Origin of the sequence: Nocardia sp. CC227C (assembly GCF_030767025.1) — a bacterium.
Classification (GTDB): domain Bacteria; phylum Actinomycetota; class Actinomycetes; order Mycobacteriales; family Mycobacteriaceae; genus Nocardia.
Genome location: NZ_JASITE010000004.1, coordinates 482,667 through 509,165, shown reverse-complemented (window position 1 = coordinate 509,165; position 26,499 = coordinate 482,667). Strand labels below are relative to the sequence as shown.

At 69.9% G+C, this 26,499-nt stretch carries 25 protein-coding genes; 13 read left to right on the top strand and 12 right to left on the bottom strand.

Annotated elements, in window-relative coordinates; all coding sequences use genetic code 11:
* Positions 1-390 precede the first annotated feature (390 nt).
* Positions 391-1,824 carry a M23 family metallopeptidase gene (locus tag QMO76_RS35335; RefSeq protein WP_372341945.1) on the bottom strand — a complete coding sequence of 478 codons (1,434 nt, stop codon included), beginning with the start codon at positions 1,822-1,824 and terminating at the stop codon, positions 391-393.
* Positions 1,825-2,376: 552 nt separating this feature from the next.
* Between QMO76_RS35335 and sucC the strand changes: the two genes are divergently transcribed.
* The 6 genes from sucC to purH all read left to right on the top strand — a co-directional run bounded on the left by sucC (position 2,377) and on the right by purH (position 11,589).
* Positions 2,377-3,543: an ADP-forming succinate--CoA ligase subunit beta gene (sucC, locus tag QMO76_RS10960; RefSeq protein WP_306361086.1), complete on the top strand. Its 1,167-nt coding sequence runs from the start codon at positions 2,377-2,379 to the stop codon at positions 3,541-3,543.
* A 15-nt stretch (positions 3,544-3,558) separates the two neighbouring features.
* On the top strand, positions 3,559-4,473 hold the full coding sequence (gene sucD / locus QMO76_RS10955; RefSeq protein WP_306361085.1) for a succinate--CoA ligase subunit alpha: 915 nt from the start codon (positions 3,559-3,561) through the stop codon (positions 4,471-4,473).
* Between the two features lie 333 nt (positions 4,474-4,806).
* Entirely contained in the window at positions 4,807-5,853 is a 1,047-nt protein-coding gene (locus tag QMO76_RS10950) for a DUF5336 domain-containing protein (protein WP_306361084.1), read from the top strand.
* A 1,723-nt stretch (positions 5,854-7,576) separates the two neighbouring features.
* Positions 7,577-9,238: a DUF6350 family protein gene (locus tag QMO76_RS10945; protein ID WP_306361083.1), complete on the top strand. Its 1,662-nt coding sequence runs from the start codon at positions 7,577-7,579 to the stop codon at positions 9,236-9,238.
* 63 nt (positions 9,239-9,301) lie between these two features.
* Positions 9,302-9,958 carry a phosphoribosylglycinamide formyltransferase gene (gene purN / locus QMO76_RS10940; RefSeq protein ID WP_306361155.1) on the top strand — a complete coding sequence of 219 codons (657 nt, stop codon included), beginning with the start codon at positions 9,302-9,304 and terminating at the stop codon, positions 9,956-9,958.
* Between the two features lie 11 nt (positions 9,959-9,969).
* Positions 9,970-11,589 carry a bifunctional phosphoribosylaminoimidazolecarboxamide formyltransferase/IMP cyclohydrolase gene (gene purH / locus QMO76_RS10935; RefSeq protein WP_306361154.1) on the top strand — a complete coding sequence of 540 codons (1,620 nt, stop codon included), beginning with the start codon at positions 9,970-9,972 and terminating at the stop codon, positions 11,587-11,589.
* A 69-nt stretch (positions 11,590-11,658) separates the two neighbouring features.
* On the opposite strand, the gene QMO76_RS10930 is transcribed toward purH, so the two are convergent.
* Positions 11,659-12,117 carry a hypothetical protein gene (locus tag QMO76_RS10930; protein ID WP_306361082.1) on the bottom strand — a complete coding sequence of 153 codons (459 nt, stop codon included), beginning with the start codon at positions 12,115-12,117 and terminating at the stop codon, positions 11,659-11,661.
* Between the two features lie 206 nt (positions 12,118-12,323).
* Between QMO76_RS10930 and QMO76_RS10925 the strand changes: the two genes are divergently transcribed.
* Positions 12,324-12,884 (top strand): LysM peptidoglycan-binding domain-containing protein, encoded by a 561-nt coding sequence (locus QMO76_RS10925; RefSeq protein WP_306361081.1) that lies wholly within the window; start codon positions 12,324-12,326, stop codon positions 12,882-12,884.
* A gap of 101 nt (positions 12,885-12,985) precedes the next feature.
* A complete protein-coding gene (locus tag QMO76_RS10920) occupies positions 12,986-13,468 on the top strand; it encodes an SRPBCC family protein (RefSeq protein ID WP_306361080.1) in 483 nt (160 codons plus the stop codon).
* 113 nt (positions 13,469-13,581) lie between these two features.
* Here QMO76_RS10920 and rpsR read toward each other — a convergent pair whose 3' ends face one another.
* From rpsR to rpmB, 4 genes are read right to left on the bottom strand one after another with little or no spacing between them, the layout of a single operon-like run.
* Positions 13,582-13,836, bottom strand: coding sequence for a 30S ribosomal protein S18 (rpsR, locus tag QMO76_RS10915; protein ID WP_011211513.1), 255 nt, complete (start codon positions 13,834-13,836; stop codon positions 13,582-13,584).
* Positions 13,837-13,869: 33 nt separating this feature from the next.
* On the bottom strand, positions 13,870-14,175 hold the full coding sequence (gene rpsN, locus QMO76_RS10910) for a 30S ribosomal protein S14 (protein WP_306361079.1): 306 nt from the start codon (positions 14,173-14,175) through the stop codon (positions 13,870-13,872).
* A gap of 1 nt (position 14,176) precedes the next feature.
* Positions 14,177-14,347, bottom strand: a complete 171-nt coding sequence (gene rpmG, locus QMO76_RS10905) for a 50S ribosomal protein L33 (RefSeq protein WP_306361078.1) — start codon at positions 14,345-14,347, stop codon at positions 14,177-14,179.
* An 11-nt stretch (positions 14,348-14,358) separates the two neighbouring features.
* A complete protein-coding gene (gene rpmB, locus QMO76_RS10900; RefSeq protein WP_039817163.1) occupies positions 14,359-14,595 on the bottom strand; it encodes a 50S ribosomal protein L28 in 237 nt (78 codons plus the stop codon).
* Between the two features lie 116 nt (positions 14,596-14,711).
* Here rpmB and mrf point away from each other — a divergent pair, with 116 nt between their 5' ends.
* From mrf to rpmF, 3 genes are read left to right on the top strand one after another with little or no spacing between them, the layout of a single operon-like run.
* A complete protein-coding gene (gene mrf, locus QMO76_RS10895; RefSeq protein ID WP_372341950.1) occupies positions 14,712-16,022 on the top strand; it encodes a ribosome hibernation factor-recruiting GTPase MRF in 1,311 nt (436 codons plus the stop codon).
* Positions 16,023-16,026: 4 nt separating this feature from the next.
* The gene (locus tag QMO76_RS10890) at positions 16,027-16,305 is read left to right on the top strand and encodes a type B 50S ribosomal protein L31 (protein ID WP_306361076.1); all 279 of its coding nucleotides are present in this window, start codon (positions 16,027-16,029) and stop codon (positions 16,303-16,305) included.
* A 1-nt stretch (position 16,306) separates the two neighbouring features.
* On the top strand, positions 16,307-16,480 hold the full coding sequence (rpmF, locus tag QMO76_RS10885) for a 50S ribosomal protein L32 (protein WP_306361075.1): 174 nt from the start codon (positions 16,307-16,309) through the stop codon (positions 16,478-16,480).
* A 423-nt stretch (positions 16,481-16,903) separates the two neighbouring features.
* On the opposite strand, the gene QMO76_RS10880 is transcribed toward rpmF, so the two are convergent.
* The 6 genes from QMO76_RS10880 to QMO76_RS10855 form a co-directional block, all read right to left on the bottom strand.
* A complete protein-coding gene (locus QMO76_RS10880; RefSeq protein WP_306361074.1) occupies positions 16,904-17,905 on the bottom strand; it encodes a DUF1906 domain-containing protein in 1,002 nt (333 codons plus the stop codon).
* A gap of 157 nt (positions 17,906-18,062) precedes the next feature.
* Entirely contained in the window at positions 18,063-18,866 is an 804-nt protein-coding gene (locus QMO76_RS10875; protein ID WP_306361073.1) for a hypothetical protein, read from the bottom strand.
* A gap of 69 nt (positions 18,867-18,935) precedes the next feature.
* Positions 18,936-19,616, bottom strand: coding sequence for an ATP/GTP-binding protein (locus QMO76_RS10870; protein ID WP_195114111.1), 681 nt, complete (start codon positions 19,614-19,616; stop codon positions 18,936-18,938).
* A complete protein-coding gene (locus QMO76_RS10865; protein ID WP_306361072.1) occupies positions 19,597-19,971 on the bottom strand; it encodes a DUF742 domain-containing protein in 375 nt (124 codons plus the stop codon). Before QMO76_RS10865 ends, QMO76_RS10870 begins: the two co-directional genes overlap by 20 nt.
* Before the next feature lie 13 nt (positions 19,972-19,984).
* On the bottom strand, positions 19,985-20,392 hold the full coding sequence (locus QMO76_RS10860; RefSeq protein WP_029931164.1) for a roadblock/LC7 domain-containing protein: 408 nt from the start codon (positions 20,390-20,392) through the stop codon (positions 19,985-19,987).
* The gene (locus tag QMO76_RS10855) at positions 20,389-23,595 is read right to left on the bottom strand and encodes a sensor histidine kinase (protein ID WP_306361071.1); all 3,207 of its coding nucleotides are present in this window, start codon (positions 23,593-23,595) and stop codon (positions 20,389-20,391) included. The genes QMO76_RS10860 and QMO76_RS10855 overlap by 4 nt, the downstream gene beginning before the upstream one ends.
* 330 nt (positions 23,596-23,925) lie before the next feature.
* On the opposite strand from QMO76_RS10855, the gene QMO76_RS10850 reads away from it, so the two are divergent.
* On the top strand, positions 23,926-24,612 hold the full coding sequence (locus QMO76_RS10850) for a response regulator transcription factor (RefSeq protein ID WP_306361070.1): 687 nt from the start codon (positions 23,926-23,928) through the stop codon (positions 24,610-24,612).
* 104 nt (positions 24,613-24,716) lie between these two features.
* Positions 24,717-26,102, top strand: coding sequence for a HAMP domain-containing sensor histidine kinase (locus QMO76_RS10845; protein WP_306361153.1), 1,386 nt, complete (start codon positions 24,717-24,719; stop codon positions 26,100-26,102).
* Positions 26,103-26,499: the final 397 nt, after the last annotated feature.

Genomic DNA, 26,499 nt, shown 5'->3' with positions numbered 1-26,499 from the left:
TGGCGGGTCGGGTGACGCGGCGGGGTTGGGACTGTGCGCCGCGGGTGGGTGCGCAGTCGGGTTGGACCGTGCTACGGGGCCGAACGCCTGGCGTGGTTCGGATCGCGCCGCGCGCCGCCTGGCGCGGCGGCTGCGTGGTGGGTTGGGCTGCGTGGTGGGTTGGGCTGCGCGGTGAGTGGGGCTGCGCGGTGAGTGGGGCCGCGTGGTGAGTGGGGCCGCGTGGTGTGGCGGGCGCGTGGGAGGGGCGCGCGGCGGGGTTGGGCTGTGTGGCGCGCGGCTTGGCGGGGCTGGGCGGTTGGAGGGCTGGGGCGCGCGGTGTGGGGGTGCGTGAAAGCGGCTGTGGGCGCGCTTTCTCGGCGCGCCCACAGGGGGAAGGTTCGGTATCGCGGTCTAGTCGCGCTGGGGGCCGAGGGCGATGCCGCGGGAGGCCAGCCACGGGACCGGGTCGATCTTGTTGACGCCGTTCAGCCAGACCTCGAAGTGGCAGTGCGGGCCGGTGGAGAAGCCGCGGTTGCCGACGGTGGCGATCTGGTCGCCCGCCATCACGTACTGGCCCTGGGAGACGGTGGCGGTGTCGATGTGTCCGTAGACGGTGACGGTGCCATCGTCGTGGAGGATACGGACCCACATGCCGAAACCGGAGGCTGGACCCGCTTCGAGGACCACGCCGTCGGCCACCGCGTAGATGGGGGTGCCGATGGGGGCGGCCACGTCGATACCGAGATGCTGGACGCCCCAGCGGGCTCCGAACCCGGAGGTGAAATTGCCGCTGGTGAACTTGGTGAACAGCGGGCGCAGCTTGGCGGCCTCCTGGGCGGCCAGGTCGGCGGCGAACTGTTCGCCCTTGCGCAGGATGTCGTCGAAGGAGCCCACGTCCATCGGCGTCGAAACATTCAGGACCTGGGGCGATTCCGAATCCTGCGTCTCCGCGCCGGTGAGGCTCACGCTCTGGGCGGCGAGTTCGGTCACCTGATCGGCGGCCTGGAACTCGCCGGTCGTCGGCGCGGTGTCCATACCGGTCTGCCCGGCGGCCACCACGGCACCGGCGGCGACGGCCACCACGGCCGCGCGGCCCTTCAGCGCCGCGGGCGGGGCGGGCAGCCGGTGCGCGCCGCCGGAGCGGCGGTTGCGCGTGGCGCGGGAGGCGGAACGGGATGCGGGGGCGGCGGATTCGGGCGCGCCGGGGGCGGCGGAATCGACGCGGGCGCCGTCGCGGGAAAACTCCAGCGGCTCACCGGAGGCGGTGCGGAACGTGTAGACGGGCCGGTGCTCGTCGGAGGGGTTGGGGTCGGCGGGCGATTCCCAGGCGCTGTCGCCGGAATTCCAGGAGTCACCGGACCATTCGGCCGCGGGCTCACCCCAGCCGCCGTTCGCGGCGTCGCCATCCCAGGTTCGGCCGGAATCCGGGTTCCAGCCGGTGTCGCCGTTCCAGCCGCCCTCGGCGTGCGCGTTCCAGTCGCCCTGGCCGCCGTGGTGCCAGCCGCCGTCGGCGGTCTCGCGGTTCCCGTCGGCGGCGTCGTTCCAGCTGGCGCCGTCGTAGCAGGTACCGCTGTTCCAGTCAGCGCCGTTGTCGCCGAAACTATTGTCGGCGTAGCCGTTGCCACCGTGCGTGCTTTCGGCGTGCGCGTCCCAGCCGCCGTGGGCATTCCACTCGCCCGGTGTGGACGCGGGGGCCTGCCAGCCGTAGACCTGGCCGTGCTCGTACCGGGTGCCACCGGACTGATCGCCGTGGCCGAAATGCCCGGATTCGCCGAAGCTTTCGTCGTCCTGTCGGTATCGGTTGGCCCGCGAGCGCCGCCCGGTCGGGAATGCGCCGTCACTCATGGGCGTTCGTCCGACGTGCGAGGTGGGGGCTCGATTTCGACGGGTCGCCTGCGGAGCGGCTTCCTACCTGCGGAGCGCTGTGCTGCGTCAAGCTTGCCGTCCTCCTGCCGTGACCGTGTTGTGACATCGACCGCAACGACGGTAACGAAACGATTGCGGGTCGGCAAGCGATGAACCCCTCTCGTGTCGATGCTGTGACATTCATCACGTCGCCCCCCGGGATTGCCTCACTGTGCTGTGGGTAACTGCGTGAGCTCTTTCCACTACAAGGCGTCGTAGTCTGTGCCACCCTCCGGGATTCGTCGCGCTCACCTGCCACGTGGCCCGAAAGCTACTCGCGAGTAGTCGTACCCAGCGGTTTTGTGGCCCTGGAGACTGTACCGTGACCTGCGCCACTTAGGCTGTATGCGGCTGATTTCGGCTCCATGTGACTGATTAGAGTCCGACCCGACCCACTGGCCTTCGCGAGCGACCTGCAAGCGGTCGCTACGGGCCGACGACGGGCCGCCAACAAAGACGTTGTCACAACAACGCAGACGAGACGGTGAGTACATGGATCTCTTCGAATATCAGGCGAAGGAACTCTTCGTGAAGCACGGAGTGCCTTCGTCGGAGGGCCGCGTCACGGACTCGGCCGAGGACGCTCGCGCGATCGCGGAGGAAATCGGCAAGCCTGTGATGGTCAAGTCGCAGGTCAAGGTCGGTGGCCGCGGCAAGGCCGGTGGCGTGAAGTACGCCGCCACCCCTGACGACGCCTTCACCCACGCTCAGAACATCCTGGGCCTGGACATCAAGGGCCACATCACCAAGAAGATCCTGGTCGCCGAGGCCAAGGACATCGCGTCGGAGTACTACATCTCCTTCCTGCTCGATCGCGCCAACCGCACCTACCTGGCCATGTGCTCGGTCGAGGGCGGCATGGAGATCGAAGAGGTCGCCGCCACCAAGCCCGACCGCCTGGCCAAGGTTCCGGTCGACGCCGTCAAGGGCGTGGACCTGGCCTTCGCGCGATCCATCGCCGAGCAGGGCCACCTGCCCGCCGACATCCTGGACGCGGCCGCGGTGACCATCCAGAAGCTGTGGGAGGTGTTCATCTCCGAGGACGCCACCCTGGTCGAGGTCAACCCGCTGGTGCGCACCCCCGACAACGAGATCCTGGCCCTCGACGGCAAGGTCACCCTCGACGAGAACGCCGAGTTCCGCCACCCCGACCACGCGGCCTACGCGGATATCGACGCCACCGATCCGCTCGAGCTCAAGGCCAAGGAGAACGACCTCAACTACGTCAAGCTCGACGGCGAGGTCGGCATCATCGGCAATGGCGCGGGTCTGGTCATGTCGACCCTGGACGTGGTCGCCTACGCCGGTGAGGGCCACGGCGGCGTCAAGCCCGCCAACTTCCTCGACATCGGTGGCGGCGCGTCCGCCGAGGTCATGGCCAACGGCCTGGACGTCATCCTGGGCGACAAGCAGGTCAAGTCGGTGTTCGTCAACGTCTTCGGCGGCATCACCGCCTGCGACGCGGTCGCGAACGGCATCGTGAAGGCTCTCGAGATCCTGGGCGACGCGGCCACCAAGCCGCTGGTCGTCCGCCTGGACGGCAACAAGGTCGACGAGGGTCGCCAGATCCTCGCCGACGCCAACCACCCGCTGGTGACCCTCGCTCAGACCATGGACGAAGGCGCCGACAAGGCCGCCGAACTGGCCGCGGCCAAGTAAAGGACACGAACCACAATGTCTATCTTCCTGAACAAGGACTCCAAGGTCATCGTCCAGGGCATCACCGGCGGTGAGGGCACCAAGCACACCGCGCTGATGCTGAAGGCGGGCACCCGGGTCGTCGGCGGCGTCAACGCCCGCAAGGCCGGTACCACGGTCTCGCACACCGACTCCGACGGCAACGCGGTCGAGCTGCCCGTCTTCGGCACCGTCGCCGAGGCCATGAAGGAGACCGGCGCGGACGTGTCGATCGCCTTCGTGCCGCCGAAGTTCTCGAAGGACGCCATCATCGAGGCCATCGACGCGGAGATCCCGCTGCTCGTGGTCATCACCGAGGGCATCCCGGTGCAGGACACCGCCTACGCGTGGGCCTACAACGTGGAGAAGGGCAACAAAACCCGCATCATCGGCCCGAACTGCCCCGGCATCATCACCCCGGGTGAGTCGCTGGTCGGCATCACCCCGGCCAACATCACCGGCAAGGGTCCGATCGGCTTGGTCTCCAAGTCGGGCACCCTGACCTACCAGATGATGTACGAGCTGCGGGACTTCGGCTTCTCGACCGCCATCGGCATCGGTGGCGACCCGGTCATCGGCACCACCCACATCGACGCCATCGAAGCGTTCGAGAAGGACCCCGAGACCAAGCTCATCGTCATGATCGGTGAGATCGGCGGCGACGCCGAAGAGCGGGCCGCGGCCTACATCCAGGCCAATGTCACCAAGCCGGTCGTCGGCTACGTCGCGGGCTTCACCGCCCCCGAGGGCAAGACCATGGGCCACGCGGGCGCCATCGTCTCCGGTTCGTCGGGCACCGCCGCGGCGAAGAAGGAGGCCCTGGAGGCCGCGGGCGTGAAGGTCGGCAAGACCCCGTCCGAGACCGCCGCCCTCGCGCGCGAGATCCTCGAGAAGGCCAGCATCAGCGCCTGATTCGGATATCGGCGCGCGCCGATCCGATGTCGCAAGGCCGCCCGCCGTGTCCGGTGGGCGGCCTTCGCGTATCCGGACCGTTATCTCCAGGTGGCCGGATAACGCCGATCCGGTCGGCTTTCCGGTGCCGTCGAGCAGGGTATTTCGCGGAACTCCGGTGAACAGTGTTGTCGCCCAACGCCTTACGCAACGCTATGCCGGGTAGCATGCGTTCGGTTCGGCGCAAACGCGCCGGTCGCGGGCGGCGGTAGATGGTGACCCGGACGGTCTGGTGCAGTAGCGTCGGGGGAGCAGCCAGCGCTGTTCGTGAACTATTCGATAGGAGACGACGACATGTCATACCCGACCGGGGGCTCGGGGTACAACGCGCCCGCGCCGACGCCCTCCTCCGCACCCGGCTTCGGCCAGCCGCCCGCCGCCGGTCCCGCCGGTGGAGCGAGCGCCGCGGCCGCGACGGGCAAGGGACTGCCGTTCTTCCTGGCCATCGGTGTCGCCGCGCTCGGTGTCATCAACTTCCTGCTCGGATTCACGCCGTTCACCAGCTTCGACCTGGGTGGCGGCGGGGTGGAGGTGGACACGTCGGCCAGCTTCTTCGAGGGTGGCGGCTCCGCGCCGCTGGCTCTGCTGCTGATCGCCGGGATCATGGCCGGGCTGTCGCTGATCTCCAAGCAGAACTGGGCCCCGATCGCGGCCGCCGCCTCGCTGGCGGCGTTCCTCACCCTGCTGTTCAATACCTTCTCGCTCGGTGATTCCGTCTCGCTGGCGTGGGGCGGCATGGTCGTGCTGGCCCTCGCCTTCGCGCAGGCCGCGGTCGTCATCGCGGCCCTGCTGTTCGAGCTGGGCATCCTGAAGCCCCCGGCTCCGAAGCCCGCGCCGCAGCCCGGCGGGTACGGCCAGGGCGGTCAGCCCGGCGGGTACGGTCAGCAGCCGGGTGGCTACGGTCAGCAGCCCGGCCAGCAGTCCCCCTACGGTCAGCAGCCCGGTCAGCCGGGTGGCTACGGTCAGCAGCCGGGCGGGTACGGCCAGCAGCCGCCCTACGGCGGCGGCCAGGGCACCGGTCCGCAGTACCAGCAGCAGCCCTCCTACGGCCAGCCGGGCCAACAGTCCGGTCAGCAGTCCTACGGCCAGCAGCCCGCCTATGGTCAGCAGCCCGGTCAGCCGGGTGGTTACGGTCAGCAGCCGTCCTACGGCCAGTCGCCCTACGGCACCGGTTCGCAGCCGCAGCCGCGCCCGGACGAGGGCGGCCAGCAGTACGGCGGCCAGCAGTACGGGGGTCAGCAGTACGGCGGCGGCCAGGAGAAGCCGTTCGGCGGTGAGCAGAGCGCCGATCCGGCCGCCGACGCCACCAAGGCGTTCCGGCCGGGGCAGGACGACAAGTAGTCGGTCCGGGTATCGACCGATGTGACGAACGGCCCCCGGTGGGAACACCGGGGGCCGTTGTGCTTGCGGGCGACCCGGGTCCGCTCGCGGCTCACACGATGTCGCCCGTGGGCCCCGGGTCGGCCGCTCGCGGACCACGGGAATCCGTGCCGCCGAACCCGGGACCGCTACCCTCGCCCGACGGCCGGTACGCGTCGGACCCCCGCACTGTCCCACTCGCCTCGTCGATCCGCCGCGGTGGCACCACCGCCGCCCGTCGTTCGCCCTCGTCGCCGCTCGACCACCCCGCCGCGCGTTCGCAGCCACGCGCCGCGCTCGAGTTCGATCCGGCGGCGTCGGCGACATCCGCCCCCGGCGGCGCGGTTCGTCGACCACGCTCGAATCGGATTGCCCTGTCACCGTGAATTCTTCAGAACCCTCGCGCAGACCCCGCCCACGCCACCCGGGAGAGGGCGACGGCCCTCCCCCCGACGCGGACCGCTCCGGCCGCTCGCGGGCCCCGCGCCGAGCGCGGCCCGACGATCCGCGACACGGTACGGCGGATTCGCACCGTGCCGCCGCGCCGGAATCACGTCGAGCGCCCCGGGATTCGCGTGCTGCCGCCGAGGGTCCGCGTCGTACTTCCGAGGATCCGCGGCACGCCGACCGGGATTCGCATCGTGCCGCCGCGCGACGGTCACGCCGCGAGCCGATTGCCGACGCACGCCGGGCCGCTACGCCACGCCGTACGCCCGCTGCCGCACCCGCCGAGTCGTCTCTCGACCCGGCCGCCGCACGCCGAGCCGCCGGCGGGCCGCGCCGGACCCGCGGCGACGCGTCGTATCGGGCCGCACCGGGCACTCGCATGCCGTGGGACGGCGTGCGCCACCTGCTGTCTCGGGCTCAGCGGCGCATCATCGCGAGAACGTCGTCATCGACCGGGACCGCCGACATCCGCGCCACACCGCATCACGATGGGATCGACGACTACCGCCGCAGCGGTGCGGGTGAGCCGGGCGGGACACCCGCCGGGCCACCTGGAGGCCGTTCGGCGAGTACCCGGCACGGCGACGCCGAGTCGCGTGCCGACCGCCGGGCGTACCCGGACGACCGGCGGCGCGCTCCCACCGAAGACTCCGGGCGCGGCGGCGTGCGGGCGCGTGCGGGTGGTCGGCGCATGCGTCCGGCGGACGAGCAGATCGACGGCGAAGCGCCCGGCAGCGGCCCTGCGGCCCCGAGCGACTCGGGGGCGCGGTCTCGATGGTGGGAACCGAGCGGACGACGCCTGCGCATCGGTGCGGGCGCGCGGCGGCGTTCCCGCGCCGGGGATTCGGAGGAGTGGGAGCGGGCCTCGGCTGCCGAACGGCGACGCGGCGGTGGTGGGCAGCCGGATCACGCGTCCTCATGGGCGCAGGAGAGCGGGGTGGCCGCTCGCCCGCGCCCTCGTTCGGAGGCGGGGGAGCGTTCCCGCGCCGACGTTGGGCGCACGCCTCCGGGGGCGCGGCGGCCCGGGTCGGCCACGGACCCGTACCGCGCGGGTGCCGTGGAATACGAGCGTGGCGACAACGGGGAGCGGGGGCGTGGGGCTTTCGGGAGGCGTGGGTTCACGGCCGAGGCGGGGCGTGGATTCGCCGGGCGATCGGGTGGTGCACCGGACCGAGGGCCGGCCCGGGGTGGGCGGCGGGGGCGGGTGCGCGGCGCGCCTGAGGCGATGCCGCGGGCGAAGCTGCCAGGGTGGATGTCCATGAGCGCTGCGAAGGCCGCATTGGCGCGTCTGAGCGATATCGAGCCGCCGGAACCGGGTTCGACGGGACCCGGTGGCGGGTTCGGGTCGTTGACTCCGGAACGGGCTCGGGTGCTGCTGGTGGTGGCGGCGCGGGCGTCGAGCATCACCCTGCTGGTCATTGTCGCGCTGGTGTTGGCGGCGCTGTTGGCGGCGGGCAGTGGGCTGGAGGGGACCGGCGGCGCGATCGCGGCGAGCTGGCTCGCGGTGCATCAGGTTCCGCTGGTGATCGGCAAGACCTCGCTGGGACTGCTGCCCCTGCTGCCGACCGGGCTCATGCTCTGGATCGCGGCGCGCGACTGCGCCCAGGCCGTGCCCGCCGAGAGCAATCGCGCCGACCTCGGTTGGATCGTCGGCGCGGCGCTGGGCGGTCCACTGCTCATCACGGCGGTCTGCCTGGCCGTCGCCGACGACGCCGCCGCGGTCGTGTCGTTGCAGCCGCCGAACACCTCGGCCGCCTTCGGCTGGGTCTTCGGCCTGCACCTGCTGGCCGCCGCCGCGGGAATCGGCAGTCGCCGGTGGCGGGAGCTGCTCGCGCTGTCCCCGGTGCCGGTACCGCGCTGGGTGGTGCCCGGGGTGCGGGCCGGGGTGCGGGCGGTGTGGCGGCTGCTGATCGTCGCCGCCGCCGTCACCCTGGTGTCGTTCCTTGCGCACTGGTCCGTCATCGGTGAGACCTACCGGGCCGCGGGCGATTTCGCGGGGGTGGTCGGCCTGACCCTGCTGTCGGTCGCCTACCTGCCGAACGTGCTCGTCGACGCGGTGGCGGTGCTGATCGGCGGGCAGGTGCACATCGGCGCCGGATCGCTGAGTCTGTTCGAGGTCACGGGTGCGCCGGTTCCGGCGGTGCCGATCGCGGCCGCGGTGCCGACCGGTCCGGCGGCGGGCTGGTGGGTCGCGCTGCTCCTGGCGCCCGCCGCGGTGGGCGTACTCGGCGGCCTGGACACCGGACGCACCACCGACGACCGGCCGACCGCCCCGTGGGCCACGCTCACCTCCGCCGCCGTGGCGGCGGTGCTGCTCACCCTGCTGGGTTCGCTCGCGAGCGGCGCGCTCGGCTCCTTCGGACAGATCGGACCGCACCTGCCGCTGCTGGCGATACCGGCCTTCCTCTGGCTGGCGCTGCCCGGATATGTGGGCATGTTCGCCGCGCAGTGGTTCGCCGTCCCCGCCGCCGGCGGTGCCGCCGACTATCCGGACGGCGCGGCGGACACCGCGTATGCCGACGACGACTACCCCGCGGGCGACTACGCCGACGACGACCCCGACGGCGACTACGTCGACTACGACGGCGGATACGACTCCGACGGCGACTACGACCCGGACGGCTACTACGACCCGGACGGCGACGACGACCCGGACGGCGACTACGACGGCGCGTACGACTCGGACAGCGAGTACGACTCCGACGGGTACGGGGACGCCGACTACTACGACGAATTCGACGACTACATGGACGCGCCCGACGGCGACGAACGCGTGGTCGAGGTCGACGGCGAACTCGTCGACGAACCGCCCGCCCTCACCGCCGAACCGCACGCGGACAACGCGGCCGACGCCGACATCGTGGATGCCGAAGTGGTGGAGGCGGACCTGCTCGACACCGGTGAAGTGGACGGTCGTTAGGCTCTAGGGCGGCGGTTCGCAGCCGCCCGCCCCCGCCCCGCCCGACTCACAGGGAGTAGTGCGCTGACGTCCACGCCCGCCCAGCTGCTGCCGCCCACCGCGCCCGCGAGCGTCGTCGTGCTCGCCTCCGGCACCGGTTCACTGCTGCGTTCGCTGCTCGCCGCCACCCGGGAACCGGACTATCCGGCCCGAGTCGTCGCCGTCGGCGTGGACCGCGACTGCGCCGCCACCGCCCACGCCGACGAGTTCGGCCTTCCGAGTTTCCGGGTCGCCCTGCGCGATTTCGACGATCGCGCCGCCTGGGATGTCGCGCTCACCGAGGCCGTCGCGGCCCGCGAACCCGATCTGGTGGTGTCGGCGGGGTTCATGAAGATCCTCGGCCCCGTCTTCCTGGACACCTTCGGCGGTCGCGTCATCAACACCCATCCCGCGCTGCTGCCCGCCTTTCCGGGCGCGCACGGCGTGCGGGACGCGCTCGCGTACGGGGTCAAGGTCACCGGCTCCACCGTGCATCTGGTCGATGCCGGTGTCGACACCGGGCCGATTCTCGCGCAGGAAGCCGTCGCCGTGCTGCCCGCCGACGACGAGGCGTCGCTGCACGAGCGCATCAAGGTTGTGGAACGGCGGTTGTTGGCGGAGGTGGTCGCCGCCGTCGCGACGCGCGGCATTGTCTCCGATGGACGAAAGGCAGTTATTCCAGATGAGCGAGTTCTCCGGTGAGTGAGGCACAGATGGACCCGGCCACGCGCAAGCCGATCAAGCGGGCACTGGTCAGCGTCTACGACAAGACGGGCCTGATCGAGCTGGCCTCCGGTCTGCACGCCGCGGGCGTGGAGCTGGTCTCGACCGGTTCCACCGCGGGCAAGATCGCCGACGCGGGCATTCCGGTCACCAGGGTCGAGGACCTGACCGGCTTTCCGGAGACCCTGGACGGCCGCGTCAAGACCCTGCACCCGCGCGTGCACGCGGGCATCCTGGCCGATACCCGGCGTGCGGAGCATGTCGATCAGCTGGTCGAACTCGGCGTGGAGGCGTTTCAGCTCGTCGTGGTGAACCTGTACCCGTTCACCCGGACCGTGGCCTCGGGCGCGAGCGTGGACGAGTGCGTGGAGCAGATCGACATCGGCGGGCCGTCCATGGTGCGCGCGGCCGCCAAGAACCACCCGTCGGTGGCCGTGGTGGTCGACACCCGCGACTACGACGACGCACTGGCCTCGGTGCGGGACGGCGGTTTCACCCTGGCGCGGCGGACCGAGCTGGCGGCCAAGGCTTTCCAGCACACCGCGACCTACGACGTGGCGGTCGCCAGCTGGATGACCTCGGTCGCGGTGCCGGCCGCCGCTCCCGCCGCCGCGGCGTCCGAGGGCGTGGAATCCGAGGGCGTGGAATCCGATGGCGCGCAGCACTTCCCGGAGTGGGTCGGTGCCACGTGGACCCGTGAGTCGGTGCTGCGTTACGGCGAGAATCCGCACCAGGCCGCCGCGCTCTACACCGATGCGGCCGGACCGGCCGGGCTGGCGCAGGCTCAGCAGTTGCACGGCAAGGAGATGTCGTACAACAACTACACCGACGCCGACGCGGCCTGGCGGGCCGCCTACGACTTCGAGGCTCCGGCGGTGGCGATCATCAAGCACGCCAACCCGTGTGGGATCGCGGTGGGCACGGACATCGCGCAGGCGCACCGCAAGGCGCACGCCTGCGATCCGGTCTCCGCGTACGGCGGGGTGATCGCGGCCAATCGCGAGGTGTCGGTGGAGATGGCCGAGCAGGTCGCCGACATCTTCACCGAGGTCATCGTGGCCCCCGGTTACGCCGACGGCGCCGTGGACGTGTTGCGGCGCAAGAAGAACGTGCGCATCCTCATCGCCGAGGCGCCGCGGCGCAAGGGCGCGGAGCTGCGTCCGGTGAGCGGCGGCGTGCTGCTGCAGGATCGCGACATCCTCGACGCCGAGGGCGACGCGCCCGCCAACTGGCAGCTGGTCGCCGGTGACGCGGCCTCCGACGACACCCTGGCGGATCTCGAATTCGCTTGGCGCGCTTGCCGTGCCGTGAAGTCCAATGCCATCCTGCTGGCCCACGACGGCGCGTCCGTCGGCGTCGGCATGGGGCAGGTCAACCGCGTGGACGCGGTGCAGCTGGCGGTGCAGCGCGCCGGTGACCGTGCCAAGGGTTCGGTCGCGGCCTCGGATGCCTTCTTCCCGTTCTCGGACGGGCCGCAGCAACTGGTGGCCGCCGGGGTCACCGCGATCGTGCAGCCGGGCGGGTCGATTCGCGACAAGGACACCATCGACCTGTGCCGCGAGGCCGGGGTGACGCTGTACTTCACCGGAGCGCGCCACTTCGCGCACTGACCGACGGTGCTCCGAGCCGGTACGCGGGTGACGCGTACCGGCTCCGCTGTATTCACCCGGCGCTTGTATTCACTCGGCGCTCAACACTGTTCGGTCGCCCAGCGGTTTCTCCAACTCGATCTCGAGCGTGCCGAACACCGCGATCATGGTGCACATCCGGCCCACCGCGTCGGCTCGGGTCCCGGCACGCAGTTCCACCGTGACCGTCTCGTCGGTTTCGGTGGTGCCGACGTCAACGCCGTAGCACTCCGGCGACCCGGTCTGGAAGTTCACCGCGATCCTGTCGTCGTCGAGGCGGGTCCAGCTGTCGAAGGGGATGGGGCGGGGGTCGACGATGGTCGGGTCGGCGGTGAAGGACCGGCCCAGCTGTCCTTCGGGGGCTTCGGTGGGTGTGGTCTCCGTGGTGGAGGCGGTGGTGCCGAGTGGCGTGTCGGCGCTGTCGTCCGAGCTCGAGCAGGCGGCGATCGTCAGGCTCAGCAGCCCGGCGGTCGTGGCCGCGGCGAGGCGGCGTCCCCAGTTCCCGTACATGGCCCCAACCCTAATCGTCCGGCCGATTCCGCATGCCCGGTCTGATACTCCGGCGAACTTCTGGCGAAGGGTCGTCAAAATCTCATCGGATGCGGCGCGTATCTCCCCGGCGCGTGGCATCCGAGCAGTAGCCTGTTCGGCAGATGCGCGAATGCACTTCTCCCGCCATCGATTTACCGAAGATCCCCCCTCCGAAAGGACGCATCGTGGGCGACGCGTTGCATGTAGGCGAAGAACTCGGGCTCGGTCAGTCCCTGAAGGGTGGTGCCTACACCCTGACTCTGCAGAATGACGGCAACCTCGTGCTGACGGAGCCGGACGGCAATGTCGTCTGGCACACCTCCACCCACGATCAGGGTGTCGAGCGGGCCGTGTTGCAGGCGGACGGCAATTTCGTGCTGTACAAGGGCGAGGGCGCGGCCTGGTCCACCGAGACCAATGGCAAGGACGCGGACCGTCTGGTGGTGCAGCCCGACCGCAATGTCGTGCTGTACGGCAAGGACGGCAGCGCGCTGTGGTCGTCGGGCACCAATACCGACAACCCGATCCAGGCCGAGCCGGAGGCCGCCGCGGCCCCCGCGGCGGAGGCTCCGGCCCCGCCCCCGGCTCCGGAGACGCGCACGCACACCGTCGCTCCCGGCGAGACCCTGTGGGCCATCGCCGAGCAGTACTACGGTGACGGCAACCGCTACCTGGAGATCGCTGCGGCCAGCGGTATCGACAATCCGGACATGATCAATGTCGGTCAGGTGCTGACCATCCCGTAGGCGGTCGGTCGCGCGGAACGAGCATCGAGCCCCGGCGTCAAAGGCGCTGGGGCTCTTCTCGTTCCGGGCGCGTCGGCAAACTTCCCGGCACAATGTGTGCCATGAGCCTCGGCTACGTTCCGGTCACCGTCGAATCCACCTGCCGCACCTCGGCGGCGACGGCCATGGAGGTGATCGCCCCTATCGATCTGCCCACCATCTTCACCGGCATGGGTCCGCTACCCGCCGTCCGCGAGGTGCGCGACCAGTCCGGCCCGTGGGATACCGCGGGCAATACCCGCATCGTGGTCCTCTCCGATGGCTCCACCGCCCGGGAGGAACTCACCGGTTACACCCGAGCCCGCCATTTCAGCTACGAACTCACCGAATTCACCGGCACCATGCGGCGGCTGGTGGCCAAGGTCGACGGCGAGTGGACCTTCACCCCGGCGGGCCGCAATTCCCTTGTCCGCTGGACCTATTCCTTCTTCCCCCACCCCGGCCGTGCCCGCCTGGTCCGCTTCGTCGTCGCCCCCCTCTGGCGTCGCTACGCCACCGCCACCCTGGCCCGCGCCATCCGCGAGGCCGAAAAGGCCACCGTCTGACCCCGACCGCGAGAACGCATCGAGTTCGCCCGCGCGAACGAATCGAGCCCCCGATGTGAAAACATCGGGGGCTCAGCCCTTTACGTCCGCGCCCTTTACGTCCGCGAGTCGCGTCAGCGGCTGGTGAACGGCAGCAACGCCATCTCCCGCGCGTTCTTCACCGCGACGGCGACCTGCCGCTGCTGCTGCGGCGTCAGCCCGGTCACCCGGCGGCTGCGAATCTTGCCGCGGTCGGAGATGAACGTGCGGAGCAGGTTCACGTCCTTGTAGTCGACGGTTTCGATACCGGCGGCGATCAGGGGGTTCTTCTTCGGACGTCGGGCCTGCTCAGCGCGGACCTTCTTCGACGGTGCTCGCTTCACTGCCATGTCAGCGGTTCCTTACTCACGAGATGTGGTTGCTTACCAGCTCGATTTGTGCACGCCGGGCAGTTCGCCCCGGTGTGCCATCTCGCGCACGCGCACGCGCGAGAGACCGAACTTCCGGAGATGGCCGCGTGGGCGTCCATCCGCGGCGTCCCGATTGCGCAAGCGTACCGGACTGGCATCGCGCGGCAGTTTCTGCAGGGCGGTCTGCGCGGCGGCGCGGTCGGCCTCGGAAGTGGTGGGCCTGCGGATGAGCTCCTTGAGCTCGGCACGGCGCTCGGCGTAGCGCGCCACCACGATCTTGCGCCGCTCGTTCTTCTCGATCTTGGACTTCTTGGCCACGTCAGCGCTCCTCGCGGAAGTCGACGTGCTTGCGCACCACCGGGTCGTACTTCTCGAGCACCATCCGGTCGGGATCGTTGCGGCGGTTCTTGCGGGTGACGTAGGTGTACCCGGTGCCGGCGGTGGACTTGAGCTTGATGACCGGACGCAGCTCGGTCGACTTGGATGCCATGGGTGGTCTTCCTAGATCTTCTCGCCGCGCGCCCGGAGCCGGGCCACCACGGCCTCGATCCCGTCGCGGTCGATGGTTTTGATGCCCTTGGTGGAGACGGTCAGCGTGATGCGCCGGTCCTCGCTGGGCAAGTAGTAGGTCTTGCGCTGGATATTGGGGTTCCACCGCCGGTTCGTCCGCTTGTGCGAGTGCGACACGGACTTGCCGAATCCCGGTTTGCGCCCGGTGACCTGGCAGATGGCCGACATGTCACTCCCTTCCAGTCGTTGATGACAATCGTTTTCGACAATGCCTGTCGGACAATGTACCGTTACCTTCCGGTAAATGAAAATCGTTATCGGAAGAGGTGATGGTGGTGCCGGGGATGCACGACGACCGCAAGCCCGTGCTCGTGGTCGCGGGCCTGCCGGGGCGTGCCGCCGCGGGCGTCGACCAGGTGGCGGGTGAACTCGCGGAGCCGGGCACCGTCGTGGTCCGCCACGACCTGAGCGAACTGCGGCAGGGCGTGGTCCGCCGCATCGTGCACAGCGAGGGCCGGGCGAGCGAGACCATCCTCGAACTCGCGCACGGCTGTGTCTCCTGCACGCTGCGCGCCGACCTGCTGCCCTACCTGTGCCTACTGGGACAGCGCGATTCGGTGCGCCGCATCGTGCTCGCCCTGGACCCGGCATTCGAGGCCGAGGCGGTCTGCCAGGCCATCGAGAATGTCACCGTCACCGGCGTGCACGGCCGCGTGGACGGTCCGGCCGGGCGCAGCGTGCGGATCGAGGCCGTGCTCACCTGTGTGGACGCCCGCGACTGGCTGGCCGACGCCACCGGTGACGACACCCTCGCCGACCGCGGCCACGTCACCACCGACGACGAGCGCACCGTCGCCCAGCTGGCGGTCGGCCAGGTCGAATTCGCCGACGCCGTCATCGCCGTCGAGGTCGCCGCGGTGGACGAGCTCGACCAGGCCCGCCTGGCCGCGGTCTTCGACCGGCTGGTGCCGCTCGCGCCGGTGTTGTGGGTGGCCGATCCGGACGGCGCGTCCGGCACCGATCTGCGCGCCCTGCTCGACCAGATCCCCGCCGACGCGCGGCGTGGCCGCGGCTTCGGCGCGCACGCCCCGCTGCTGCGCGGCGAGCCGCCGCTCGACACCGAGCACGGGGTCACCCTCATCGAATTCGCCACCGACCGCCCCTTCCATCCGGAGCGACTGCACTCCGCGCTGGATGTCCTGTTCGAGGGTGTTGTCACCGCGCGCGGACGGATCTGGCTGGCCACCCAGCCCGACGAGGTGGTGTGGCTGGAGTCCGCGGGCGGCGGCCTGCGGGTCGGCAGCGCCGGGAAGTGGCTGGCCGCCATGACCGAATCGGAACGGGCGCAGGCGGACCCGGACCGGGCGGCGATGGCGGCGCTGCGCTGGCATCCGGACTTCGGCGACCGGGACATCTCCCTGGTCATCCTCGCCCACGACGCCGAGCCGAACACCATCCGCGAGGCGCTGCACTGGGCGCTGGTCGACGAGGACGAACTGCGCCTCGTGCGGCGCGCCCCCGACCGGGTCGCGCAGTGGGAGGACCCGTTCGGGGACTGGCACGAGGATCCGTGCGAGGCGACCGAGGAGACCCGCTCGGTCGGCACCGAACCGTCCGGCCCCGCCACCGGCGACAACCGTTCCAACGAAAGGTAATGCGATGAAGCCAGGTATCCACCCGGACTACCACCCCGTGGTCTTCCGGGACAACAACACCGGCAAGCAGTTCCTCACCCGCTCCACCGCCACCTCGGACCGGACCGTGGAGTGGGAGGACGGCAACACCTATCCGCTGCTCGTGGTCGACGTGACCTCCGACTCGCATCCGTTCTGGACCGGTGCGCAGCGTCTGCTGGACACCGCCGGACGCGTGGAGAAGTTCGAGCGCCGCTACGGCAGGCGTCGTCGCGCGGGCGGGGCCCAGGGAGAGGAGAACTGAGATGGCGGTTCCGAAGCGGAGGATGTCGCGGTCCAATACCCGCAGCCGACGGTCACAGTGGAAGGCGACGCCGCCGGATCTGGTGCCCGTGACGGTGAACGGCGTGGTGCACAAGGTACCGCGCCGACTCCTGGCCGCCGTGCGCCGCGGCCTGATCGATCTCGACAAGCCCTGAGCGACCGATCGATACGCGACGCGTATCACTGATACGGAATGCCCGGATGTCCCGATAGACCGGAACAAGCCGACGGTCCGGGCAGGGGCCGAAAGCCGAAGGCGTCGAACCGCGGTGCGGTTCGACGCCTTCAGTGCCTGCGGTTCAGCGCGGCGTCGGCCGAAGCGCTCCAGGTGCGCCATTCCTTCGATGACGAGTGATTTCGTACGGCGAGGGTAACTCGTCGGGAACGCCCGATATCGTCTCGGTACCCGACCGGTAGCACGTGTACACGGGCGGCAAACGGCTTTCCACCGCGCGCTTGATTCACGGAGTGCGGAACAGAATTGTCCTCGGGAAGTGATGAACTCGTGGCCTCGCGTCGGTATCCTCGTGGCCGAGGGCGGGTTCTCCGGATTGCCGGGGAACCCGCTCATCGCCAGTTCAGGGCCGTTTTTCCGGTGCTTCCGCGGCGCTGTTCTCCGCGCCCGGTACCGTTCGCCGGTCATCGTCGTCGCCCCAGCCGGGCAGCGGCAGATCCGGAAGTAGCTGCTCGATTCGATTGCCGACCGCGGTGGCCGGACCCTCGATGAGGGAGAACGGCCACGGCCAGTGCGGACCGGACAGTCGCTCCACCTCCTTGGCCAGCTCCGCGGTGGTCGCCTCCAGTTCGCTGATCTCCGTGCGCAACTCGTCGATGTGATCCAGCGCGGCGGCGAGGCCGTCCACCACGGTGCGGTACCGACCCTCCGGATCGGTGCCCAGCTGCGGCCACCCGGACAGGCCCGGACCCCGCAACTGGACCTGCACGTCGCGCAGAATCGCCTCCTGTTCGGGTGTCAAATCCGCATCCTCCTGTTCGAAGTCCCATTGGCCGAAATCGGCTCGGTCGGTGGTGTTCACATCGCAGCGCACGCCGTTCACGTCCACCTGGGTGGCGTGCTGCAGGATGTGCCGCCGCGGTTCGAGGTTGTTGCCCGACCAGGCCACCGTCTGCCAGGCCCAGGTGGCGGTACCCGTGTCCAGGGCTCGGCTGATCGGCCAGTAGCCGCCGTAGATCCCGGTGTTCTCGCGGCCGAGCACACTGGCCGCGCCATCGAGGTAGGCATTGATGGGCGCCTGCTGCTGCGGGGTGGCGTCGAAGTCCACGGAGAAGTAGATGGGCCGGTCGCGGCGGCCGCCGCAGCGCAGCACCTGCGCCAGCGCGGCCCGTGCGTCGGTGACGCCCGCGCCGTAGCCGTCGAGCATGCGGGTGGCGTAGGTCTCCCAGTTGGAGACGATCGAAACATCGTGCGCGCGCAGGTCGTCGGCTTCGGCGGGGGTGAGCAGCTTGCCGGGCAGGGTGGGGCCGCCGTCGGAGAGGTAGCGGACGACGAAATCGAAACCCGCGGCCCGGATCGCGGCACCACCGGGCCGACCTCCTGCGTAGTCCAGCCCGAAACGCATGCTTCCCACTGTAATTCGCGAGACGCGCCGCCGCCCGTGCATCCGGAAATCGGTCAGTTCGGGAATACCGCTCCGCTCCGGGTCGTCGGTGAGCCGCCGACCCGGCCGGGTGACCCGCGGCCCCGCACGACGTGTCCGGGCGAGGTCGGAGGTCGGTTCAGCGCACCGCTTCCGGGACGCGGTCGGCCGCCGCGCCCGGCCGGCGCGAGCCACCGACGGGTGCCCGGGCGGGCACCGCGCCGGATTCCCGACGGTCCGGGGCGACCAGAATGGCCGTGATCGGAATCGCCAGCGCGAGTGAGCCGATGATGAAGAACGGCACGAAGAAACTGAACAGGTCGACACCCTCCGGGGTCGGAGCCGCATGGTCGACATCGAAGCTGACGCCGACCAGACCGGTGTAGTGCATACCCGCCACGACCAGTGCCCATCCGACGGCGGCGCCCAGCATCAGCAGCGACGAGCGCACGGTGAGACTGAACCACAGCACCGCCACCGCCAGCACCAGCGCGATGGCGTAGACGGCGATGATCGACAGCACATTGTGCTCCACCTCGCCTTGGACGTGTACCGACAACAGCACGACCAGTTCCATGGAGCCGAGACCGGCGCCCATCACCACCGCCCCGATCCCCAGCCGCACCCGGTTCAGGGTGCGCCCGGCGATGACGAGCGCGGCCAGCACGGTGGTCCCCGACAGCGCCGAGAAGACCGCGATCAGCATGCTGTCGTAGCGCACCGGACTGCCGTGCGCCCCCACGCCCAGCATGGAGACGAAGATCGGCATGGCGACGCCGACGCCGCCGATGGAGCAGGCCGCCACGAACAACCACACGAACCGGAACCGTGCGGTCACCGATTTGGTGGACTGCCGGATGCAGGCCAGGCCGACTGCCGCCCCCGAAGCCGACACGATCAACGCCAGCGCGATGATCCAGTAGCCCATTGCGAAGTAGATCACGCGGTAAGTACTCCCAGGTTCGTTCTGACTGTCCGGTTCGCGCCCCGCCTGCCAACGGGACGCGGCTGCCTAACCGCGCCAGGCGCTTTCGCGCTGCTGGGCCATGAGGCGTTCGATGGCGTACTCCGTGACCGCGGCGAGGGAACGGCGCACCTCACCCGGGTCGCGGGCATCGATGTCGACGATCGGCACCCCCTCCCGGATGCTGAGCGCTTCGCGGAGCTCACCCACCGGGAAGCGGGGCGCGTCGGGGAAGCGGTTGACCGCGACGAGGAACGGGAGTTTCTTGGCCTCGAAGAAGTCGACGGCGGCGAAGCTGTCCTCGATGCGGCGGGTGTCCACCAGCACGACCGCGCCGATCGCCCCGCGCACCAGGTCGTCCCACATGAACCAGAATCGTCGCTGCCCGGGGGTGCCGAACAGGTAGAGCACCAGGTTGCCGGGCAGGATGATGCGGCCGAAATCCATCGCGACCGTGGTGGTTTCCTTGCCCGGCGTCGCGGCGAGGTCGTCCACGCCGTCGGACATGCCGGTCACCATGGCCTCGGTGCGCAACGGCACGATCTCCGAGACCGCACCGACGAACGTCGTTTTGCCCGCACCGAATCCGCCCGCGACGACGATCTTCGTCGATGCGGTGCGGAACTCGCCGCCCTCACCGGGACGCGGGGGGTACTGCTGTGCCGCCCCGGTATTCGGGTGCTGCGGTCCGCCGTTGTAGGGCGCGGCGTCAAAGCGCCCGGAGTCCATGCAGGGTCCTCTCCATCAAAGATCGGCGTTCGTCGAAGGTCGCCTGATCGCTCAGAGTCGAATGCACGCGCAATGTTCCGGCGACCACCAGGTCACCGATCACCACACGTACCATGCCCAGTGGCCGCTGCAGGTGCGCGGCGATCTCGGCCACCGAGAGCCGGGCCGTGCCGAGACGCAGGATCTCGGTCCGGATGTCGCCCGCCGGCCAGTCGAAATGGGCAGTGTAGGAGAGGGTCTCGACGACCGCCTCCAGTGGCAGCTCGACCGCCGGCTCGGTGCGGCCGGAGGTCAGTGCGTATGGGCGGACACGCGATGTTGGCCGGCCGGCGCCGGCGCCGTTCGGTGCGGACATGTGCGGTGGCCGATCACGCGGTCTGGCGGGCGGTGGCCTGCACCACGGACCCGACGCGGTCTACCAGTAGCGCCATCTCGTAGCCGATGCGTCCGATGTCGTGCTGCTTGTTGGCCAGCACCGCCAGGTGCGAACCATTGCCGACACTCATGACGAGCAGGTAGCCGCGCTGCATCTCGACGATGGACTGCATCACCTTGCCGCCGTCGAACAGCTGGGCCGCCCCGGCCGACAGGCTGGCCAGACCGGCGGTGACGGCCGCCAGCTGCTCGGCGCGGTCGTTGGGCAGGTGCGGACTGGTGGCCTGGAGCAGACCGTCGGCGGAAACCAGAACGGCGTGCGAGACCCCGGGCACCTCCCGGGTGAACCGGGTGACCAGCCAGTTCAGATTCTCATCGGTTGTGGTGCGCTGTTCGGTCATGCATGCCCTCCGTCGTTGTATGGGGCTCCGTCTTTGTGCTGGGCGTCTGCCCGTCCACTGAGAACCCCGCTCAGATGCCTGGTCAAGCTGTGACGAATCTCTTCCGGATTCCGTGCGCCCTCTTCGTCCGCGGGTACCGCCGCGCCGGGGACCAGCTGGGCGCCCGGGCGGCGAATCGGCAGGCCGCCCTGCGTCTTCCCGCCGACCGCCGGTTCCATGGCCTGTTCGGCGGCGGCCCATCCGGCGTCCGAGGACGAGGTCCACGCGGCCCCGGTCTGTCCGCCGACCGCCGGTTCGACCAGCCACTCCGACACCATGCGCTGGTAGATGGGCGTGGGCGCCTCGCCGACCGGACGCAGCGCCTGAGCGGGCGCGGGCGGCCGCGGCGCGGCGGGCGGGCGCTCGGCGGCACCGTTTGCGTTCGGGGACGCGGCGTTCGGGGTTGCGGCGTTCGGGGTTGCGGCGTTCGGTGCGCCGACGGCATTCGGCCGCGGGGAACCGGGATCGGCACCGCCGCCGGATGAGCCGGTGCCGCCGGTCGCGGAACCGTTGCCGACGGTACCGACGACGCTGTCGCGGCCGGTGTCCTCCGTGCCGCTGCCGCTCGTATCGTCGCTGCCGTTGGTGCCATTGCCACCATTGTCACGGCCGTTGCCGCCGAGGGTGACGAAACCATTGCCAGGAGTGGCGGTGCCGTTGCCGCCACCCGCGAAACCGTCGTCACCGGCGGCGGACGGGCGGGCCGGTGCGAAGCCGTTGTCCCGGACGCCGTTCCGGCCGCTGTCGGCGTTCTCGAAACCGTTGAAGCCCTGACCGTTGCGGCCCTGCCCGCTCAGGCCCTGCCCGGTGGCGTCCTGACCATTGAAATCCTGCCCGTTGAAGTCCTGGCCGCCACCGGTCGGTGCCGCGGAGCCGGGCGCGGGCTGGTTGCGGCCGCCGCCGTGGGCGAGTCCCCAGGCCTCGACATCGCTGGCCTGGTACTGCTGGGTCTCGTTGTTGTCCCACTCCCTGTTCTCGCCCCAGAAGTCCACCGGGGTCGGCTCGGCCGGAACCTCCCGCGGCGTGTCGCTCGGTGGCGGTTCGACCGGTTCGCTGGCGGGCGGACGCCGCTGCGGCAGGCCGGAACTGGTGACCCCGAATCGCGGTGTGGACTCCGGCGGATTCGGCACCGGCATGAGCCGGGGCGGTGCGATCGCCGGGGTCGCGGGCGGGGTTATCGGCGAACTCAGGTTCGTGAACTGGGTGTTCAGTGCCGCGGGCTGGCTCTGCGGATGCAGCGGCAGCGCGGGCGCCACCGGCAGTGTCCCGGTGAGCGGGTAGCTGCCGGTGCTGCTGTCGTTGCGTTCCGGCGCGGGCGAGACCAGGCTGCCCGGCAGGTGCACGCTCGCGGTGATGCCCGGCTGCGCCACCATGGCGGAGGTGCGGCGCAGGCTGACCGTGATGTTGTGCCGCTTGGCCAGGCGGCCGACCACGAAAAGGCCCATGCGGCGCGCGGTCTCGACATTGACCTCACCGCCGGAGGCGAGCCGGTCGTTGATGGATTGCAGATCCTCGGCGTTCATGCCGAGGCCGCGGTCGGTGATCTCGATCAGGTAGCCGCCGTCCACGGCCCGCGCCACCGACACCGCCACCGGGGTCGAGGGCGGCGAGTAGCGCAGCGCGTTGTCGATGAGCTCGGCCAGCAGGTGTTCGATGTCGACCGCGGGCTCACCGGCGACGATGCCGTCTGGCACGGTGCCGATCTCGACGCGCTGGTAGTCCTCCACCTGGGAGACCGACGACCACAGCATGTCCGACAGCGGCACCGGCGGCAGATGGCCGCGGCGCAGCGCGGTACCGGCGAGCACCAGCAGGTTGTCGCCGTTGCGGCGCATGCGGGTGGCGAGGTGGTCCAGGCGGAACAGCGATTGCAGCCGCTCGGAGTCGTCCTCGTCGCGTTCCAGTTCCTCGATCAGATTGAGCTGCTGTTCCACCAGCGATTGGCTGCGGCGGGACAGGGTTTCGAACATATTGCCGATCTGCAGGCGCAGTCGCGCCTGTTCACCGGCCAGGTGCAGCGCCTGGGCGTGGATGTCGTCGACGGCGCGGGCCAGCTGGCCGATCTCCTCGGTGGTGTGCACGTCGACCGGATTGATCTCGGGTGTGGTGCCGCCGGAGCGCACCACCTCGAGTTCCTGCGGCAGGTCGATGTGGGCGACCTGGAGGGCGTCGCGCCGCAGGCGGCGGACCGGGACGACCAGCGAGCGCGCCACCACGAGCGCGATGGCCAGGCCGGCCAGCAGCATGCCGATGACGATCGAGGTGTCACGCAGTACGTTGTTGCGGGCCTCGGTGCTCAGGGCGGCGAGATTCTCATCGAGAGCGGCGGCGAGGCCGGTGGACTCGCGATGGTAGGCATCGACGCTGGTGTTGATGGATTCCGTCATGGCCGGTACGGCCATGGGGTCGGACACGTTCTGCATGAGGATGCCGATGCGGGCCTGCGCGGCATCCTTGAGCGTGGTGTAGGCGGCGGCCTGCTCGGGCTGCATGCCGCGGTACACCTCGAGCATGGTGACCTCGGCGCCGATGGCGGTGAGCAGTCGGGTCCGCAGCGCCGGGTTGGTGCCCGCGCCCGGCGTCGCGAGCATGATGCGCTCCTGCGTGAGCAGGCGGTTCGCGGTCATCACGGTGCCCATTTGCAGGAACAGCTGCTGCACCCGGAGGTCGGCGACGGATTGCGAGGTCGACAGCGCGTTCTGGATCTTGCCCGAGACGGTGTCGGCCTGTTCGCCGATGGCCTGCGCCGAACCGGTGCGCAGCGAATTGCGCATGCTGCGGGCGATGGCGAGAGTCTGGGTCAGTTCGTCCGTGACGGCGGCGCCGGGCTTGGCGGTGCGCAGCACCGTCTCCAGGTCGGCCGCGGCCTGGTCGAACTTGGTGGTGGCGGTGTCGATGACGGGGTCGGCCGCCGGATTGCCGAATCCGGTGATGGCGGCGACCGCGAGTTCCTGTGTGGCGGACTCGAACTTGATGGTGGGGTCGAAGACCACGGCCTGTTCGGTGCCGGTGCTCAGTTGGTTGATGGTCTGCAATTCGCCGTTGATGCGCAGCACCGCGAAGGTCGAGGCTAGGAGCACCGGTAGCACCAGTACGATGCCGACCTTGCGAGTGACGGGCCAGTTGGACAGGCTGAATTGCCAGGACCGGGGTGCAGCTTCCATCCCGTTTCCGTCGCCTCCGCTTTCACGAGTGGACCCCGGGGTCGTATGCGGTTGTACGGATGTGGGGTTCAACCCGCGCGGAACCAACTAAGGGTCTTCTTTTACGGCACGCAACATACCGCGAGAAGTGTGTATCGGCAATTCGGACGACTCGTCGTGACCGACTCCGAAAGTAGCTGGGCGCAACATCTTTCGAATTCACATTCGCACGCCAGAGCCGACACGCATCACTGTCGAATAGAAAGACGCAGGTCACTCCATGGTGTCACTCGGCGTGTCGGATGCCGCCTTCTCAGTCACCTCTCAGTCGCTGCGGTCAGACTGGAGGCCATGCGCATTCTGGTAGTCGACGACGACCGCGCGGTTCGCGAATCGCTGCGGCGTTCGCTGACCTTCAACGGCTACACCGTCGACCTCGCCGTCGACGGCGTCGACGCCCTGGACAAGGTGGTCGGACAGCGCCCGGACGCCCTGGTGCTGGATGTGATGATGCCCAGGCTGGACGGCCTCGAGGTGTGCCGCCGCCTGCGCAGCACGGGCGACGATCTGCCGATTCTGGTACTCACCGCGCGGGATTCGGTATCGGAGCGAGTGGCCGGTCTCGACGCGGGCGCGGACGATTATCTGCCCAAGCCCTTCGCACTCGAGGAACTGCTCGCGCGACTGCGCGCACTACTGCGCCGCACCACCGCCGATGCGGCGGATTCCTCGGAGACGATGAAGTTCGCTGATTTGTCGCTGGATCCGGTTACCCGGGAGGTGTGGCGCGGTGAACGACAGATCTCGCTCACACGTACCGAATTCTCACTGTTGGAAATGCTGATGGCGAATCCTCGGCGTGTGCTGACGCGCAGTCGCATCCTGGAGGAGGTGTGGGGGTACGACTTTCCCACCTCCGGCAACGCACTCGAGGTGTACATCGGATATCTGCGCCGCAAGACCGAGGCCGATGGTGAGCCGCGACTCATCCACACCGTGCGCGGCGTCGGCTACGTGCTGCGCGAAACCCCTCCGTAGGAGTCGCGCTCGTGGGTAGAACCGTTCCGCGGCGACCGGTGGTCGCCGGAATCGGGCATCCGGCCGGATCCTTCGGCAAGGACGCGGCCGAACTGCGCCCGCCCATGCCGCTGACCCGGTCGGTATCGCTGCGCTGGCGGGTGACGCTGCTGGCGGCCTCGCTGGTGGCCGTCGCCGTCGCGGTCACCTCCATCGCCGCGTACGCCATGGTGGCGCGCTCGCTGTACGCCGACGTGGACGCGCAGCTGCGCGCCCGCGCGGCGCTGATGATCGACAACAACTTCGACAGCCTCGGCTTCCAGTCCATCGTGCTGGCCGGGCTGTACTCCAGCGACGTGGGCGTGGCGCTGATCTTCCCGGACGGCGCGGATCTGCAGCGCTATGTGCCGCCGCAGGCCACCAAACCGCCCATCGGCGCGCAGGAGGAGGCGGTCGCGCGCGGCGAACTCGGTTTCTCTTTGCACACCGTCGACAACCAGCGGGTGCTGGCCCGGCGCACCAATTCCGGCTCCACCCTGGTGGTCTCGCAACGGTTGCAACCCACCCGCGAGGTGCTCGACCGGCTGGCCTGGCTGCTGTTCGTGGTCGGCGGCTGCGGCGTGGTGCTGGCCGCGGCGGCGGGAACGGCGGTGGCGCGCACCGGCTTGCGTCCGGTGGCGCGCTTGACCGCGGCGACCGAGCGGGTGGCCCGCACCGACGACCTCACCCCCATACCGGTGACCGGTGACGACGAGCTCGCCCGGCTCACCGAGAGTTTCAACACCATGTTGCGTGCCCTGGCCGAATCGCGGGAGCGGCAGCGCAGATTGGTGTCCGATGCCGGGCACGAACTCAAGACCCCGCTCACCTCGCTGCGCACCAATATGGAACTGCTCATCGCCTCCAGTCGCCCGGGCGCGCCGCGCATCCCGGACGAGGACATGGCCGAACTGCGCGGCGACGTGATGGCGCAGATCGAGGAATTGTCCACGCTGGTGGGCGATCTGGTGGACCTGGCGCGGGAGGACGCGCCCGAGACGGTGTACGAGCAGGTCGACATCGGGGATGTGGCCGAACGCGCGCTGGAACGGGTGCGGCGGCGGCGCACCGGCATCGAGTTCGACGCCGCCCTCCGCCCCTGGTTCGTCTACGGCGATGAGGCCGGATTGGAGCGGGCGCTGCTCAATGTGCTCGACAACGCCGCCAAATGGAGTCCGTCCGGGGCCAAGGTCTTCGTTCGCATGACCGAGAACGGGCGCGGGCTGCTGGAGTTCACCGTGGACGACGCCGGGCCGGGAATCCCGCCCGCCGAACGGGAACTGGTCTTCGAGCGGTTCTACCGCACCACCGCCTCGCGCTCCATGCCCGGTTCCGGGCTGGGGCTGGCCATTGTCAAGCAGGTGGTGACCAAGCACGGCGGCACCATCACGATCGACGGTTCCGACCGCGGTGGCGCGTTGATCCGTATCGTGCTTCCCGGGACGGGCGCGCCGCCTCCGGTCACCGCCTGACCTGGCACGAATGCTCGGCGAAAAGCCAGCGCGATCTCAGTCCGCTCTCAGCCGTCGCCAGCAGGCTGGTCGTCAGACTCGAGGAGAAACGAGAGACATGACCGAGGATTCGAAGGACAAGCGGAGCGATCGGCCCGAAGCGACCGGCGCCCACCCCGGAGCGGCCACCCCCGGCGACCCGGCCACCCGGCCGTTCGACGCCGCGGCCGACCAGCCTTCCGGCGTCGTGCACCCGACCTTCGGCCACACCCCGCCCAACCCGTCCGCCGGTTCGGTCGGGGGACCGGCGGACGCGGGTTCGGGTGGCGGGACCGGCCGGAGCGGCGAATCCGCGTGGCCGTTCGGCGGTGGTGCCGGTGATCCGGCCGCGCAACCGTTCGGCGGCGCGCCGGGGCAG